This window comes from Streptomyces tauricus, assembly GCF_014650955.1.
In the GTDB taxonomy this organism is placed as follows: Bacteria; Actinomycetota; Actinomycetes; order Streptomycetales; family Streptomycetaceae; genus Streptomyces; species Streptomyces tauricus.
This window is the reverse complement of sequence record NZ_BMVY01000015.1, coordinates 172,145-187,237: the sequence shown is the minus strand read 5'-3', so window position 1 is coordinate 187,237 and position 15,093 is coordinate 172,145. Positions and strand designations below refer to the sequence as shown.

The 15,093-nt window shown below is 70.3% G+C and carries 12 protein-coding genes, 1 tRNA gene and 1 pseudogene; 6 read left to right on the top strand and 8 right to left on the bottom strand.

All coding sequences use genetic code 11. The features are described from left to right. Window positions 1-249 (bottom strand): annotated as a pseudogene (locus IE278_RS23445) (hypothetical protein); the annotation flags it as partial. Window positions 250-504: 255 nt separating this feature from the next. On the opposite strand from IE278_RS23445, the gene IE278_RS23440 reads away from it, so the two are divergent. From IE278_RS23440 to glxA, 4 genes are all read left to right on the top strand, one after another. After that, window positions 505-578, top strand: a tRNA-Lys gene (locus IE278_RS23440). A gap of 95 nt (window positions 579-673) precedes the next feature. After that, window positions 674-1,384, top strand: a complete 711-nt coding sequence (locus tag IE278_RS23435) for a FadR/GntR family transcriptional regulator (protein WP_189775198.1) — start codon at window positions 674-676, stop codon at window positions 1,382-1,384. 311 nt (window positions 1,385-1,695) lie between these two features. Continuing rightward, complete coding sequence (locus IE278_RS23430) at window positions 1,696-3,723, top strand: glycosyltransferase family 2 protein (RefSeq protein WP_189775197.1); 2,028 nt, start codon at window positions 1,696-1,698, stop codon at window positions 3,721-3,723. Window positions 3,724-3,823: 100 nt separating this feature from the next. Further along, the gene (glxA, locus tag IE278_RS23425; protein ID WP_189775196.1) at window positions 3,824-5,761 is read left to right on the top strand and encodes a radical copper oxidase GlxA; all 1,938 of its coding nucleotides are present in this window, start codon (window positions 3,824-3,826) and stop codon (window positions 5,759-5,761) included. Between the two features lie 91 nt (window positions 5,762-5,852). Here glxA and IE278_RS23420 read toward each other — a convergent pair whose 3' ends face one another. The 6 genes from IE278_RS23420 to IE278_RS23395 all read right to left on the bottom strand — a co-directional run bounded on the left by IE278_RS23420 (window position 5,853) and on the right by IE278_RS23395 (window position 12,228). Then, the gene (locus tag IE278_RS23420; RefSeq protein ID WP_189775195.1) at window positions 5,853-6,872 is read right to left on the bottom strand and encodes a glycoside hydrolase family 6 protein; all 1,020 of its coding nucleotides are present in this window, start codon (window positions 6,870-6,872) and stop codon (window positions 5,853-5,855) included. A gap of 419 nt (window positions 6,873-7,291) precedes the next feature. After that, entirely contained in the window at window positions 7,292-8,068 is a 777-nt protein-coding gene (locus IE278_RS23415) for a class F sortase (protein ID WP_189775194.1), read from the bottom strand. Window positions 8,069-8,074: 6 nt separating this feature from the next. Next, window positions 8,075-8,719: a hypothetical protein gene (locus IE278_RS23410; RefSeq protein WP_189775193.1), complete on the bottom strand. Its 645-nt coding sequence runs from the start codon at window positions 8,717-8,719 to the stop codon at window positions 8,075-8,077. A gap of 154 nt (window positions 8,720-8,873) precedes the next feature. Next, window positions 8,874-9,653 carry an HAD-IIA family hydrolase gene (locus tag IE278_RS23405; protein WP_189775192.1) on the bottom strand — a complete coding sequence of 260 codons (780 nt, stop codon included), beginning with the start codon at window positions 9,651-9,653 and terminating at the stop codon, window positions 8,874-8,876. A 160-nt stretch (window positions 9,654-9,813) separates the two neighbouring features. After that, on the bottom strand, window positions 9,814-10,698 hold the full coding sequence (locus tag IE278_RS23400; protein ID WP_189775191.1) for a hypothetical protein: 885 nt from the start codon (window positions 10,696-10,698) through the stop codon (window positions 9,814-9,816). A gap of 351 nt (window positions 10,699-11,049) precedes the next feature. Next, a complete protein-coding gene (locus tag IE278_RS23395; RefSeq protein WP_373312064.1) occupies window positions 11,050-12,228 on the bottom strand; it encodes an ROK family transcriptional regulator in 1,179 nt (392 codons plus the stop codon). Between the two features lie 94 nt (window positions 12,229-12,322). Between IE278_RS23395 and IE278_RS23390 the strand changes: the two genes are divergently transcribed. Together IE278_RS23390 and IE278_RS23385 are read left to right on the top strand one after the other, a co-directional pair. Continuing rightward, complete coding sequence (locus IE278_RS23390) at window positions 12,323-13,450, top strand: Gfo/Idh/MocA family oxidoreductase (protein WP_189775190.1); 1,128 nt, start codon at window positions 12,323-12,325, stop codon at window positions 13,448-13,450. Beyond that, the gene (locus IE278_RS23385) at window positions 13,447-13,950 is read left to right on the top strand and encodes a heme-degrading domain-containing protein (protein ID WP_189775189.1); all 504 of its coding nucleotides are present in this window, start codon (window positions 13,447-13,449) and stop codon (window positions 13,948-13,950) included. Before IE278_RS23390 ends, IE278_RS23385 begins: the two co-directional genes overlap by 4 nt. A gap of 158 nt (window positions 13,951-14,108) precedes the next feature. Here the strand turns inward: IE278_RS23385 and IE278_RS23380 are convergent, their stop codons facing one another. Then, on the bottom strand, window positions 14,109-14,966 hold the full coding sequence (locus tag IE278_RS23380) for a fumarylacetoacetate hydrolase family protein (RefSeq protein ID WP_189775188.1): 858 nt from the start codon (window positions 14,964-14,966) through the stop codon (window positions 14,109-14,111). Window positions 14,967-15,093: the final 127 nt, after the last annotated feature.

The window sequence follows — 15,093 nt, the reverse complement described above, 5'->3', positions numbered from 1 at the left end:
CGCCACTCCCGCGGAGATGAGCGCGGCGCCCGCCGCGCCGAGCACCGTGCCGGTGGCCGCGGCGAGGGCGAACGCCATGGGAGCGCTCCTGCCGCGGGCGAGGCCCTGGCCGGGGGCCGGGGAATGGGCCGCCGGATGTCCGCCGAATCCGCCGGTCCTGGAATGCGGCAGCACGCGCCGCCAGTGGGTACATCCGGGGCAGTCGCAGTCGCTCTCGGGATCGAATTCCTCGAATGCCGGAGCGGTCATGCTTTTCCCGTCGTCGTCCTGTCGGAGATTTCCGCGCTTCTGCACGTCCGTCAGTTTCGCAACTTGTCGCCGGTGCCGCATGTTGACGGTCCGAATGATGTAGTGGTTCACCTCCGGCGGTTCGGTTCGGTTCGTTTTCGGGTGCGGCTCCGGCGGGGGTCGCTCGCTCCCCCGCCGGAGCCGTACCCGTATCCCCGGTCAACCGCCCCGCGAAGGTCCGGTAGAGTTCTCGCGTCGGCGAGACAAAAGCCGTACGCGCCGCTAGCTCAGTTGGTTAGAGCAGCTGACTCTTAATCAGCGGGTCCGGGGTTCGAGTCCCTGGCGGCGCACAAGCAGAGTGAGAGAAGTAACGAAGAGGCTCCCCGTGGAAGCGGGGAGCCTCTTCGCGTAGGGCGGGACCCTTACGGCCCGCTACCCTCTCGCCATGGCGCGCGACCTCCAGGAGCAGATCAAGAAGCTCATCATCGACCGACGGCTGCCCTCGGGCGCCGTACTGCCGACCGAGCCCGACCTCATGGAGCTGCTCGGCGCCAGCCGGAACTCCGTGCGCGAGGCCCTCAAGGCCCTCCAGGCGATGGGCATCGTCGAGATCCGGCACGGCTTCGGCACCTACGTCGGGCCGATGTCCATGGCACCGATGATCGAGGGCCTGGCGTTCCGCACGGTCGCCGGGCACTACCGGGGCGAGGACAGCCTCCTGCAGCTCCTGCAGCTGCGCGAGGCCGTGGAGACCGGTCTGGTCTCCCGCGTGGCGGGCAACGTCCCGCCGGACGATCTGGCCGTCCTGGACGCTCTGGTCGAGCGCATGGAGGCCGAGGCGACCGCCGGCGCGGGTCTCGCCGAGACCGACCGCGCCTTTCACGCCACCCTGTACCGGGGACTGGGCAACCTTCTGCTGAGCGAACTCCTGGAGGCGTTCTGGGACGCCTTCCACCGCGTACGCACGGATCTCGTGGAACTTCCGCAGGATCCGAAGGTCACCTGCCGGCAGCACCGGGAGATCCTCGACGCGGTGCGTTCCGGTGACTCGGGGCGGGCCGAGGACGCAATAAGAGAACACTTCGGCAACATCCGTACGCGGTTGACAGCAACGGTACCGAACGAGACCAGCAGGCTCCCCAATGAGCGCGTATGACCGGTAAACACCGTGTTTCGCATCTTGCGATCATGACGAACCGCATAGAACCCTGGGCAACAAGAGGCTGCGGTTACAGAGCAGTTGGGGGCATGAAAGCGGTTGCGCGCGAAGGCGGGGATTGGGGCCCTGTCAATGAACGGATGTCGAGGGGGGCATCATGCAACCGGAAGGCCGCTCCGCCATGTCTATAAGGTGTGTGGATGATGTGGTGACGGGGGCCTGCTGTTGATACGCCAGTCGGGTTCAGGGGGACCTGCCGGCGAAGGGAACAACGAGCACGTGGAAACTCGCGTGTGGGGGGATGACTCATGACGTCGACGCCGACGGGCGCCCGGCAGAACTCCGACCCGTCCGAGACCACCCAGCTGAGGGTGCCGTCACAGACGCGGACCGGCACTTTCCGCAGAATCAAGAAGAACCTGCCGAGATACGACTACGAGCACTACAGCCGGCTCGCGGGTCCTCTCACGCAACCGGACCCGACCAAGCCGTACAAGGTGCAGTACCGCACGCTGCTCTCGCAGGAGCCGCACCGGCTGCGCGCCGCCCTGATGCTGGGCGCGGCCCCGCTGCTTTCGCTCGTGCTGCTGGCCTGGCTGCTGCAGCCCACGCACTGGACCGAGCGGGACTATCCGGCGTACGACTTCCTGCCCGCGCTCGACATGGTGATGCTCGTCTCGATCGGTCTGATCGAGCTGTTCCGCTGCATGAACGTGCTGTCGAACGCGCACGCCACGCTGGTCGCCCGCGACCCGGTCCCGGTGGTGCCCGAGACCGGCACGAGAGTGGCCTTCCTCACCTCCTTCGTGCCCGGCAAGGAGCCGCTGGAGATGGTGACGAAGACCCTGGAAGCCGCGGTGCGGATCCGGCACCGCGGCCTCATGCATGTCTGGCTGCTCGACGAGGGCGACGACCCCGAGGTGAAGGCGGTCTGCGAGCGCCTCGGCGTGCACCACTTCTCCCGCAAGGGCGTCGCCAAGTGGAACCAGAAGAAGGGCCCGCACCGCGCCAAGACCAAGCACGGCAACTACAACGCCTGGCTGGACGCGCACGGCGACCACTACGACTTCTTCGCCTCCGTCGACACCGACCACGTACCGCTGCCGAACTACCTGGAGCGGATGCTGGGCTTCTTCCGCGACCCGGACATCGGCTTCGTGATCGGCCCGCAGGTCTACGGCAACTACGACAACCCCATCACCAAGGCCGCCGAGTCGCAGCAGTTCCTGTTCCACGCGCTCATCCAGCGCGCGGGCAACGCGTACGGCTCGCCGATGTTCGTGGGCACGTCGAACGCCGTACGCATCAAGGCGCTGAAGCAGATCGGCGGCCTGTACGACTCGATCACCGAGGACATGGCGACCGGCTTCGAGATCCACCGCCACCGCAACCCCGCGACGGGCAAGAAGTGGCGCTCGGTCTACACCCCGGACGTCCTCGCGGTCGGTGAGGGCCCGAACGCCTGGACGGACTTCTTCACCCAGCAGATGCGCTGGTCACGGGGTACGTACGAGACGATCCTCAAGCAGTACTGGAAGGGCGCCTACTCGCTGCCGCCGAGTAAGTTCTTCAACTACACGATGATGATCATCTTCTACCCGATGTCGGCGCTCAACTGGATCCTGGCCGCGCTGAGCTGCGCCCTGTTCCTGGGTCTCGGCGCCTCGGGTGTGAACATCGACCCGGCTATCTGGCTGATGCTCTACGGCAACGCCTCGGCGCTGCAGATCGGCCTCTACGTCTGGAACCGCCGCCACAACGTCTCGCCGCACGAGCCCGAGGGCTCCGGCGGTGTGGCCGGCATGATCATGTCCGCGCTGTCGGCGCCGCTGTACGCGAAGGCGCTCATCGACTCGATGCTGCGCCGCAAGAGCAAGTTCGTGGTGACCCCCAAGGGCGACTCCGCGAGCCCGGACACCTGGTTCGGGACGTTCAGGTACCACTGGTACTTCATAGCGATCTTCAGCGGTTCCATCACCGCGGGCTTCGTCTACGGTCACGCCCACCCGGCGATGATCATCTGGGCGACGTTCGCGCTCCTCATCACGGCCTCGCCGATGTTCGCCTGGCGCTGGATGATGCGGCAGGACAAGAAGGGGAGGAAGCACCGCCACGGTTCTCCCCAGGAGCCCCCGGCCGCCCCGGCGCCCGTGTACGACAGCAGGATCCCCCTCCAGCCGCAGCAGTCCCCGGCGCCGCAGCACGGGTCCCCGCACGGGTCCCCCCACGCGCCGCAGCACGCGCCCCAGCACAAGCCGAGCTGGGCGTCGGGCGGGAGCCCCGACCAGACCGTGCAGATCTCCCTCGGGGGACAGCACCGTTCGTCCGGGAACTGAGGTACGCGGCCGCTCCGCCGCGTATTCCACCCCGGGGGCCGGACCAGGGACGAGGCCTGGTCCGGGCCGGCCAAGTCAGTCGAGTTAGACGGGAAATGAAGTGAAAGACGGTTCCAGCCGCCGCCGTGCCCGCCGCATCGCGATAGGTGCGGCGGTGGTGCTTGCGCTGGCCGGGATGAACGGACCCGCGCTCTACCGCTTCGGGTCGGAGCAGTACCACGAGTACAAGATCAACAGACCTGAGTACAAGGCCGAGAACGGCAAGTGGGACATCGTCGAGTTCCCCGAGAAGTACCGGCTGAACACCATTCACGCCGCGCTGCTGCACACCGGCAAGATCCTGCTGATCGCCGGTTCGGGAAACAACCAGGACAACTTCGACGCGAAGAAGTTCGACACCCGCATCTGGGACCCGGTCAAAAAGACGATCAAGAAGGTCCCGACGCCGGCCGACCTGTTCTGCACGGGCCACACCCAGCTGCCCAACGGCAACCTGCTGATCGCCGGTGGCACCAAGCGCTACGAGAAGCTCAAGGGCGACATCACCAAGGCCAGCGGTCTGATGGTCGTCCACAACGAGAACCCGGACGAGCCGATCACCCTGCCCGCGGGCACCCGCTTCTCGGGCAAGGAGAACGGCAAGACGTTCGTGTCGAAGGACCCGGTCGTCGTCGAGCGCGCCAAGAAGGTCTTCGACAAGGCGACCGGCAAGTTCCTGCGCAACGAGCCGGGGCTCGGCCGGATCTACGTCGAGGCGCAGAAGAGCGGCGCCAAGTACGAGACGGGCACGCAGGACAACTACCGCGTGCAGGGCCTGTCGGGTGCCGACGCGCGCAACACGTACGGCATCGCGCAGAAGCTCGCCCTCGACAAGAAGGACTTCCAGGGCATCAAGGACGCCTACGAGTTCGACCCGGTCGCCGAGAAGTACATCAAGGTCGACCCGATGAACGAGGCGCGCTGGTACCCGACGCTCACCACGCTGTCCGACGGCAAGATCCTCAGCCTCTCCGGTCTGGACGAGATCGGCCAGCTGGTCCCGGGCAAGAACGAGGTGTACGACCCGAAGACCAAGAAGTGGACGTACACCGACGGCGTCCGGCAGTTCCCGACCTACCCGGCGATCTCGCTGATGCAGAACGGCAAGCTGTTCTACTCGGGCGCGAACGCCGGCTACGGACCGGACGACGTCGGCCGTGACCCGGGCATCTGGGACCTGGAGACGAACAAGTTCAAGAAGGTCAAGGGCATGTCCGACCCGAAGCTCCTGGAGACCGCGGGCACGGTGCTGCTGCCGCCCGCGCAGGACGAGAAGTACATGGTGATCGGCGGCGGCGGGGTCGGCGAGTCCAAGCTGTCCAGCAAGAAGACCCGCATCATCGACCTGCTGGCCGACAACCCGAAGTTCACCGACGGCCCGGAGATGGAGAAGGGCACGCGCTACCCGCAGTACTCGATCCTCCCCGACGACGACGTGCTGGTGTCGGGCGGCTCGGAGGACTACCGCGGACGCGGCGACACCAACATCCTCCAGGCGCGGATGTACGACTCGAAGACCAACGAGTTCACGCGGGTCGCCGACCCGCTGGTGGGCCGCAACTACCACTCGGGCTCGATCCTCCTGCCCGACGGCCGCGTGATGTTCTTCGGCTCGGACTCGCTCTACGCCGACAAGGCCAACACCAAGCCGGGCAAGTTCGAGCAGCGCGTGGAGATCTACACGCCGCCGTACCTCTTCCAGGGTTCGCGGCCGACGCTCTCCGGCGGTCCGAAGACCATCGAGCGCGGCGAGTCGGCGGCCTTCACGTCGAAGCACTCCTCGTCGATCAAGTCGGCCCGGCTGATCCGGCCGAGCGCCTCGACGCACGTCACCGACGTCGACCAGCGTTCCATCGCGCTGGACTTCGAGAAGACGAAGGACGGCATCGAGGTCACCGTCCCCAAGAGCCGCAACCTCGTCGAGTCCGGCTGGTACATGCTGTTCGTGACGGACGACCAGGGCACCCCGAGCAAGGCCCAGTGGGTGAAGATCCCCTGACGCCCACCGACCCCGTTACGTGACTGGGGGCGCCCTCCGATGCGGAGGGCGCCCCCAGTCACGTACGACGGGTGACAGCGGATGACAGCGGCTACTGCTTGCTCGCCTTCGCGAGCTTCAGCGCGTACTCCGGCCACCACTGGCCCGCCTTCGGCCCGTCCTTGCACGTGCCGTCGGACTCGCCGGGCCGCTTGACCCACAGATAGGCGTCGACGAGGTCGTCCCCGGTGTCCGTGGTGGGTGTCTCGCCCAGCGCGCGCCCGGGCGGGTTGCACCAGTTCTCCTCCGGGTCGCCGCCCGTGTAGGGGCCGTTGCCGTTGCGGCTGGTGTCTATCACGAACGGCTTGTTGCCGACCTTCGACGACAGCTCCTTGCCGTACTTCGTGCTGTCGGGCGTCTTGTAGAAGTTGGACACGTTGACCGCGAACCCGTCGGCGTTCTCGACGCCCGCCAGTTTCAGCGGCTCGGCGATGTCGTCGGACTTGCCCCAGCCCGCGTTGCCCGCGTCCAGGTAGACCTTCGTGTTCTTCAGCGACTTGAACTTCTCCACCGCGCCCCGCAGCAGGTCGTAGCGCTCCTCGTGGAACTCGTCCGGGGTGCAGCCGTCCACCATGTGCAGCACCGCGTCCGGCTCCAGGATCACCGTGGTCGCCCGGTCGCCGATGCCCTTGGCGACCTGGTCGATGAAGGTCCGGTACGCGTTGCCGTCGGCGGCGCCGCCGCTGGAGAACTGGCCGCAGTCGCGGTGCGGGATGTTGTAGACGACGAGCAGCGCGTCCCGGTCGGCCTTCGCGGCGGCCTCGGTGAAACCGCGCGCCTCCTGCTCGGCGTTCTCCGGGGTGAGCCACTCTCCGGTGGGCTGCTCGGCGATCGTACGGATCAGTTCGGCGTCCTCGTCCTTGCCGTCCTTCTCATAGGTGGCGACCTGTTCCGCCGCGTTCCCGTCCGGGTTGACCCAGAACGGGTCCTTGTCCTTGGGCTGCTGGCTCACCTTGGCGCCCGACGTGTCCTTGTCGCCGCCGTCGTCCGAGGACGAACATCCTGCGAGCAGCAGCACAGCTCCGGCCACCGCCACGGACGCCCTTGCCCCGGGCCCCCTGCTCCCGTACATCGAAAAACTCCCCCTCGGGTGCACCGTCCGAAGTACCAATCCTGACATACGTGTCGGGCCGCCCACGAGCACAGTCACGCCTTGTCGGTCAGCTGTTACAGCGCTGCACGACCGGGTGGTCGCGGGGTCCCGCGGACCTGCCCGGACGCTGCGGCTAGCTGCACGGATAACGCAGTGCCACCGCGCTGGGACTTGGCGTCATTCAGCCCCTAGGCCGGAACGCTCATCCGTTCTAGAGTCGTCTCAGACGGCCCGGGCCCCCGGCTGTCCGGCCCTCCACGCGCACTCGGATGGGACCGTGAACCTCCCGTGCCGGCCGCCGGGTTACTCCCGCAGCCCGTGCGCGCACGGTCGAGGACCAGCCCGGTCGACGGCTCCGGGGGGAGCGGGTCGTCGACCGGGCCAGGTGCTGACACCGCTCAGTGGCCGACACCGGGACCGGCACCGGGACCGGCGCCGCGAGCGGTCCCGCGATCGGTCCCGCGCGCCGTCCCGCGATCCGTTTCGCGTTCCGTCCCGCTGAGGTACGCGGAGACGACCACGTTCGCCGTGTAGGTGCGGCTGTGCCGGTCGAAGGAGCCGCCGCACGTGATGAGCCGCAGCTCCGCGCGCCCGGTCTGCCGCTCCCCGTACACCTTCCGGGCGTCGAAGCGGTCACGGGCGAAGACCTGTACGTCCTCGACGGTGAACTCGGCGACCGTGCCGTCGTCCCGGACCACCCGGACCGCCGCGCCCGGCCGTACCTCGCTGAGGTGGTAGAAGACCGCGGGCCGGGTCTCGGTGTCCACGTGCCCGACGAGCAGCGCGGTCCCGGCCGCCCCGGGCCGCACCCCGTCCTCGTACCAGCCGACCGTCCCCGGCTGCCCGTACGGCGGCGGCTCTATCGCCCCGCCCGGGTCGAGGCCGCGGCTCACCACGGGTGCCCGTACGCCCAGCGCGGGCACCTCCACGCGCTGGGGCCGCGCGTCGCCCAGCGGCCGGACCGCGGGCGGCAGTTCGACGCCGAGGGGGCGTCCGACCGCCGCCACGTCACCGGTGGTCGGCGAGGATATGCCCTGCCGTATGTCGGTGACCTCACGGCCCCACAGCCACAGTCCGAGCAGCAGCAGGGCCCAGGCGAGTCCCATCAGGAGCCGGCCGCCGCCCGCGGCGTGCTCCCAGGGTTCGCTCCGTTCGCGATGCCCGTGTTTCGACATGGCCGCTCAGTCCGCGCGCCCGCGCGACCGCCGGGCGCTGCTGACGGCCACGGCGACGGCGGCGACTCCGGCCAGGACGAGGCCGACGACCGCGTGCCGGGTGCCGGGCCCCTCCGACCTGGCCTCGGCGGCGGCGATCCGGGAGGTACCACCACCACCGGCATGCACGGGGGCGACGGGGGACGCGGGCGCGGCGGAGGGTTCGGGCGCCGTCTTCTGCTCCGACGCGTCCTTCTCCTTCTCCCGCGCCTTCTGCTCCCGCTCCTTCTCCTTCTGCTCCCGCTCCTGCTTCTCGCGCTGCTTCTTGTCGGCGATGGTGACGGTGCCCTTGAGCTGCTGCTCGAAGCCGTCGCAGGTGACCTTGATGTCGTACGTGCCGGGGTCGAGCGTCGAGCGGACGCGGGTCTTGCCCGTCAGGTCCCCCGAGGCCCCGGTGAGCCGCGCGTCGGCGACGAACGCGGCGGACGCGGCGGTGCCGGTCATCCCGGTGCACCCCTGGACCCGAAGCCGGATGTCGCTGCCGGGAGCCGGGGACCCCGGAGTCACCCGGACACCTCCGTCGGCCGCGAACACAGAGGGGGCGTACGCCGTGGGGGCGAGTGCGGCGGCGGCCGCCGCACCGGCACAGAGAGCGAATCGCAGTGAACCCATCGTGAACCTCCAGACATCTGGAGCGTCCTCCGCGGGTCGGGTGGGCGCATCCGGGGAGGGGGCGCACTGCTCCGTACGGGTGGCGCGTACGGGGCCCGTACGGAGCCGGTGCGGGGCCTGTACGCGTGGCCGTGCGCGGGGCCGTACGGCGGGCTCAGATGCGCTCGACGAGGTCCGCGATGGAGTCGACGATCGTGGACGGGCGGTACGGGTACTTCTCGACCTCCGCCCTCGTGGTGAGGCCGGTGAGGACGAGGAAGGTCTCCATGCCGGCCTCCAGACCGGCCAGGACGTCGGTGTCCATGCGGTCGCCGATCATCGCGCTGGTCTCGGAGTGCGCGCCGATGGCGTTGAGTCCCGTCCGCATCATCAGCGGGTTCGGCTTGCCCGCGAAGTACGGCTGCTTGCCGGTCGCCTTCGTGATCAGCGCGGCGACCGCGCCGGTGGCGGGCAGCGCGCCCTCGGCGGAGGGGCCGGTCTCGTCGGGGTTCGTGGCGATGAAACGGGCGCCGTCGTTGATCAGCCGCACCGCCTTGGTCATCGCCTCGAAGGAGTACGTGCGGGTCTCGCCGAGGACCACGTAGTCGGGGTCGTGGTCGGTCAGCACGTACCCGATGTCGTGCAGCGCGGTGGTCAGACCGGCCTCGCCGATGACGTACGCGGAACCGTCGGGGCGCTGGTCCTCCAGGAACTGGGCGGTGGCCAGGGCGGACGTCCAGATGTTCTCGACGGGCACGTCAAGGCCCATCCGCCGGAGCCGCGCGTGCAGGTCGCGGGCCGTGTAGATCGAGTTGTTGGTGAGGACCAGGAAGGGCTTCCCGGAATCCCTGAGCTTCTTTATGAAGGCGTCGGCGCCGGGGATGGGCACGCCCTCGTGGATGAGCACCCCGTCCATGTCGGTGAGCCACGATTCGATGGGCTTGCGCTCTGCCATGTGCCGTCTCCTGCCGTGCGCGTTCTGCGTGAGCCGTGCGGGTGCGCCCGCATCACCGGACACAGCTGTGTGCCGACGCCCCCAGCCTAGCCATCCGCTGGATCTTGGTGGAGAGGGCGGGCGACGGCTCGCGCGCGAAGGCCCGCTGCCCGCCTCGCGGTCAGCGTCTGCGGCGGGCCACGACCAGTGCGGCGGCCCCGGCGGCCAGGAGCAGCAGCGCGCCGGCCGACGCGGCGAGGACGGCGCGGGGCGACGACAGTCCCGTACCGGCCAGTTCCTCGGCGAACGGGAGTCCGTCCGGTACGCCGTCGGCGGCGCCCTGCCGGTCCCGGTCCGGGACGCCCGTGTCGCCGCGCGGCTCGTCCGTCTCCTCGGCCCCGGCCACGCCTCCGACGATACGGAACCGGTAGTCATTCGACTGGCCCACCCAGGCGCCGTCGTCCTCGTGGCGCTGTACGACGGCCGCGTTCGCGACGACGTCGTTGGCCACCGCGTCGGAGGTGACCGCGAGCCGCACCTTGACGGAGAGGGTCGCGCCGGGCGCCACGGTGAACCCCGGGAAGTCGCCGTCGTCCTTCCCGGTCCCGCCGGGGACGGTTCCGGACGGCGTGGAGGCGCCGGGCTCGGAGGTGCCGGGCGCGGAGGTGCCGGGCCCCGCGGAACCGAGTACGCCGATGTGCTCGTCCTCGTCGGTCCGTTCGAAGGTCACGGGGCGGGGCCGCTCCCCGTCGTAGAACTCCAGGCGCGGCTGCTCCGGCCGCAACGCCCGCTTCTTGTCCACGAGGACGACGACCGGGTGGACGTTCTCGCAGGTGGCGTCGGTGGTGTTGGTGAGGTCGATGTACCAGATCCGGAATCCGCCGCCGGCCTCGTAGGCATCGGGCCCGCCATGGATCCGGGTACGGACGGGGAACTCCCGCTTCCCGGACGCGGCACAGCTGGGCCCGGCGTCGGGCAGGGCCTGGGCGGAGACCTGCGCGGCGGGCACGGACGTGAGGGCGGCTGCAGCGGTCACGGCGAGAGACAGGGGCTTGCTCAGTCGCATGGACACGGGAGCCTGCCACGGGGGTGCGCGCGACCGGTTCCGACGCGCGGGGACGGGGGCCGTTCGGGGGCGGGAATGCGTCCGGGTGGGTCAGTGTCCCGGGTGGGTCAGTCTCCCGGGTGGGGCTGGTCCGGGGCAGAGGGCTGGTCCGGGCCAGGGGCCACTCCCGGTCCGGTGCCGGTCCCGAGCAAGCCGCCCCCTCCCGGTCGAGGCGCCGGTCCGGGCCAGGCGGCCGGTCCGGGCCAGGCGGCGGTCCGGGTCGAGGGCCGGTCCGGGCCAAGGGGGCCGCTCCCGGGCAGGGGCCCGCTCCGGTCAAGGTCCTCGTCCCGGTCAAGGCGCCGGTTCCGCCGCTCAGCCGCCCCCGGCCAGCGCCCCGGTCCGTCCGAACAGGGGGGCCAGGAGCAGTTGCGCCGCCCCCTCCGGTACCGCCCGCGCGCCGCCGGGCGCGATCCGTACCGGTACGGGGCTGCTCGCGCCCTCGCGCCGGGCGCGGGCGTCCAGGACGGCGCCGACGCCGCGTACGAAGCGCTCGGGCTCCGCGGTGACCGTACGGCCGCCGAGCAGGACGAGGTCGATGTCGAGCAGCCCGACGAGGTTCGCGGCGCCCTCGCCGAGGACACGGGCCGCCTCGTCGATGTCGCCCCGGGCGACCGCCGCGAGGCAGAGCGCCTCGATACAGCCCCGGTTGCCGCACGGACAGGGCGGTCCGTCCAGCTGGACGACCTGATGCCCGAACTCCCCCGCCCCGGTACGGGCCCCGCGGTGCACGGCCCCGCCGAGTACGAGCCCGGCCCCCAGCCCCGTACCGAGATGCAGGTACGCGAAAGCTCCGACCTCGCCCCCGACCGCGAGCCCGGCCAGCCCGAGCGCCGCGGCGTTCGTGTCCTTGTCCAGCACCACGGGCACCCCGAGCCGCCGCGCCAGGGCGTCCCGCAGCGGAAACCCGTCCCACTCGGGGAACCCGGTCACCCGGTGCAGCACGCCGTGCGTGTGGTCGAGCGGCCCCGGCATGGCGACGCCGACACCGAGTACGGCGGCTCCGGACGGGCCCTCCACCAGTACCCGGGCCTCCTCGACGACCACGTCCAGGACGGCCTCCGCCCCGGCTCCCAGGTCGAGTGCGGCCCGGCGTTCGGCCACGACCTCGCCCGTGAGGTCGACGAGGACGGCGCGCAGTTCGTCGCGGTCGACCTGGAGCCCCACCGCGTGCCCGGCCTCCGGCACGAGCCGCAGCGCGGTCCGGGGCTTGCCTCCCGTGGAGGCCTGCCGGCCCGCCTCGGTGATCAGACCGTCCTCGCGCAACCGAGCGGTGATCTTGCTGACGGCCTGCGGGGTCAGCCCCGTGCGCTCGGCGAGTTCGAGCCGGCTGACCCCGGCCCGCCCGGCCCTGCGCAGCAGATCGAGCAGCAGCGCGGCGTTGTGGCTGCGCAGCGAGAGCAGATTCACCCCGCTGACCACACCGGCGCCGGCCACACGGGTTGCCCCGCCGGCCACACCACCGGTCACACCGCTCGGTCCCGCGGCCCTGATCCCAGCCACTCGGCACTCCTCCACACTGTTGGCTCCACACCCCCATTGTCCCCCGCGCTTGCACTTTGGCAACAGCGTTGTTTAAGTGGAGAGCATGACTGATACAGGTACAGGCTCCGACACCTCCCCCCGCCCGGGCCCCCGCCGCGAGGGCCCCTTCCGCGTGGCTCTCGTCGGCTACGGCCTCGCGGGCTCCGTCTTCCACGCCCCGCTGATCAACGCCACCGAGGGCCTCGTCCTCGACACGGTCGTCACGTCGAACCCCGACCGGCAGCGGCAGGCGGCGGACGAGTTCCCCGGCGTACGGTTCGCGACGACTCCCGACGAGCTGTGGCAGCGCGCGGACGAGCTGGACCTGATCGTCATCGCGTCCCCGAACAAGACGCACGTCCCGATCGCCAGGGCCGCCCTCGAAGCGGGCCTGCCGGTGGTCGTCGACAAGCCGATCGCGGGCGCGGCGGCGGAGGCCCGCGAACTGGCCGCCCTCGCCGACGAACGCGGCCTGTTGCTCTCCGTCTTCCAGAACCGCCGCTGGGACAACGACTTCCTGACGCTCCAGAAGCTGATGACCGACGGCGAACTCGGTGACGTCTACCGCTTCGAGTCCCGCTTCGAGCGCTGGCGCCCCGAACTCAAGGGCGGCTGGCGCGAGTCCGGCGACCCGGCAGAGATCGGAGGTCTGCTGTACGACCTCGGCAGCCACGTGGTCGACCAGGCGCTGGTCCTCTTCGGCCCGGCCGCCACGGTGTACGCGGAGTCGGTCGTACGCCGCGCCGGCGCCGAGGCCGACGACGACACGTTCATCGCGATCACGCACACGAACGGCGTCCGCTCCCACCTGTACGCCTCCGCGACGACAGCCCAACTCGGCCCGCGCTTCCGCGTACTGGGTTCGAAGGCCGGTTACGTGAAGTACGGCCTCGACCCCCAGGAAGCCACCCTGCGCGACGGCGGACGCCCGGTCGCGGGCGGCGAGAAGGAGTGGGGTGTGGAACCGGAGGAGCTGTGGGGCCGGGTCGGCGCGGGCGAGTCCCCGCAGACCGGCGGCGGGACCCCGGTCCCGACGGTGCCGGGCGCGTACCCCGCGTACTACGCGGCCGTCGCCGACGCCCTGCGCGGAACCGGCGAGAACCCGGTCACCGCGCTGGAGGCCGCCGCCGCGCTGGACGTCCTGGAGGCCGCGTACCGCTCGGCCCACGAGAAGGTGACGGTCACCCTGTGAGCACCCCCACCACACCGCCCGCCGCCGCGCCGACCGTCGCCGAGCCGACCGTCGCCGAGTTGGAGGAGCAGGAGCGCCGCCTGACGCTCCCCCGCTTCACCCACGACGACGCGTGGGCCCTCGGCTCGCTCCTCGTCGAACTGGCCCGCGATCGCGGCGCGCCCGTCGCGATCGACATCCGCCGCGGCGGCCAGCAGCTCTTCCACGCCGCGCTGCCCGGCTCGACCCAGGACAACGACGCCTGGATCGACCGCAAGCGCCGGGTGGTCGAGCGCTACGCCGCCTCGTCGCTCCTGGTCGGCACCCGCTTCCGAGCCAAGAACACCACGTTCGAGGCCTCCTCCCGCCTGGACCCCGACACATACGCGGCCCACGGCGGAGCGTTCCCGATCACGGTCACCGACACGGGCGTGATCGGCACGGTAGTGGTCTCAGGCCTCCCCCAACTGGAGGACCACGCAATGGTGGTAGAGGCCCTGACCCGTTTCCTGGCCCCATAAGGGGCGCGGGGAACGGCGCAATCTTTGGCTTTTGCCCTTAGGGGCGCGGGGAACGGCGCAATCTTTCGTCTTTGAGGGGGCGCAGCCCCCAAGGGGCGCGGGGAACGGCGCAACCACCCACCTCCCCGCGCCCCCAGTGGAACGACTACGTGGAACGACTACGCCGCCGCAAACACCTGCCGCTGCCGCCCCAACCCCTCGATCTCCAACTCCACGACATCCCCCGCCCGCAAGAACGGCTTGGGCTCAGGCATCCCCAACGCAACCCCAGCCGGCGTCCCGGTATTGATGACATCCCCGGGATAAAGAGTCATGAACTGACTCACATACCGCACCACTTCCGCGACGGAGAAGATCTGATCGCCCGTACTCCCGTCCTGCCGCAACTCCCCGTTCACCCACAGCTTCAGCCCGAGCGCCTGCGGATCAGGCACCTCGTCGGCCGTCACCAGCCACGGCCCGAGCGGATTGAACGTCTCGCAGTTCTTCCCCTTGTCCCAGGTCCCGCCACGCTCGATCTGGAACTCCCGCTCGGACACGTCGTGCGCCACCGCGTACCCCGCGACATGCGCGAGCGCCTCCTCGCCCGAGCCGAGGTACCGCGCCGTACGCCCGATGACGACGGCCAGTTCGACCTCCCAGTCGGTCTTGACCGAGCCGCGCGGCACGAGCACCGTGTCGTGCGGCCCGACCACCGTGTCCGCGGCCTTGAAGAAGATGACCGGCTCGGCGGGCGGCTCGGCCCCCGTCTCCCGCGCGTGGTCGTGGTAGTTGAGGCCGATGCAGACGACCTTGCCGATCCGGGCGACCGGCGGCCCGACCCGCAGCCCGTCCGCGTCGAGCGCGGGCAGTTCCCCGGCCTCGGCGGCGGTACGGATCCGGCCGAGCGCCACGTCGTCGGCGAGCAGCGCCCCGTCGATGTCCGGCACGACGCCCGACAGGTCCCGCAGGACTCCGTCGGCATCGAGCAGCGCGGGACGCTCGGCCCCCGCCGTACCGACTCGCAGCAGCTTCATGAGCACTCTCTCCCTTGATCGCGGGCGGCCGACCGATGGGTGCAGCCATCGGAGGACTGGTCGATCCTCCAAGGTCGGCGTCCAGTCCGCAATACCCGGTTCACGGACTGGACCGTAGCTCCGCCCG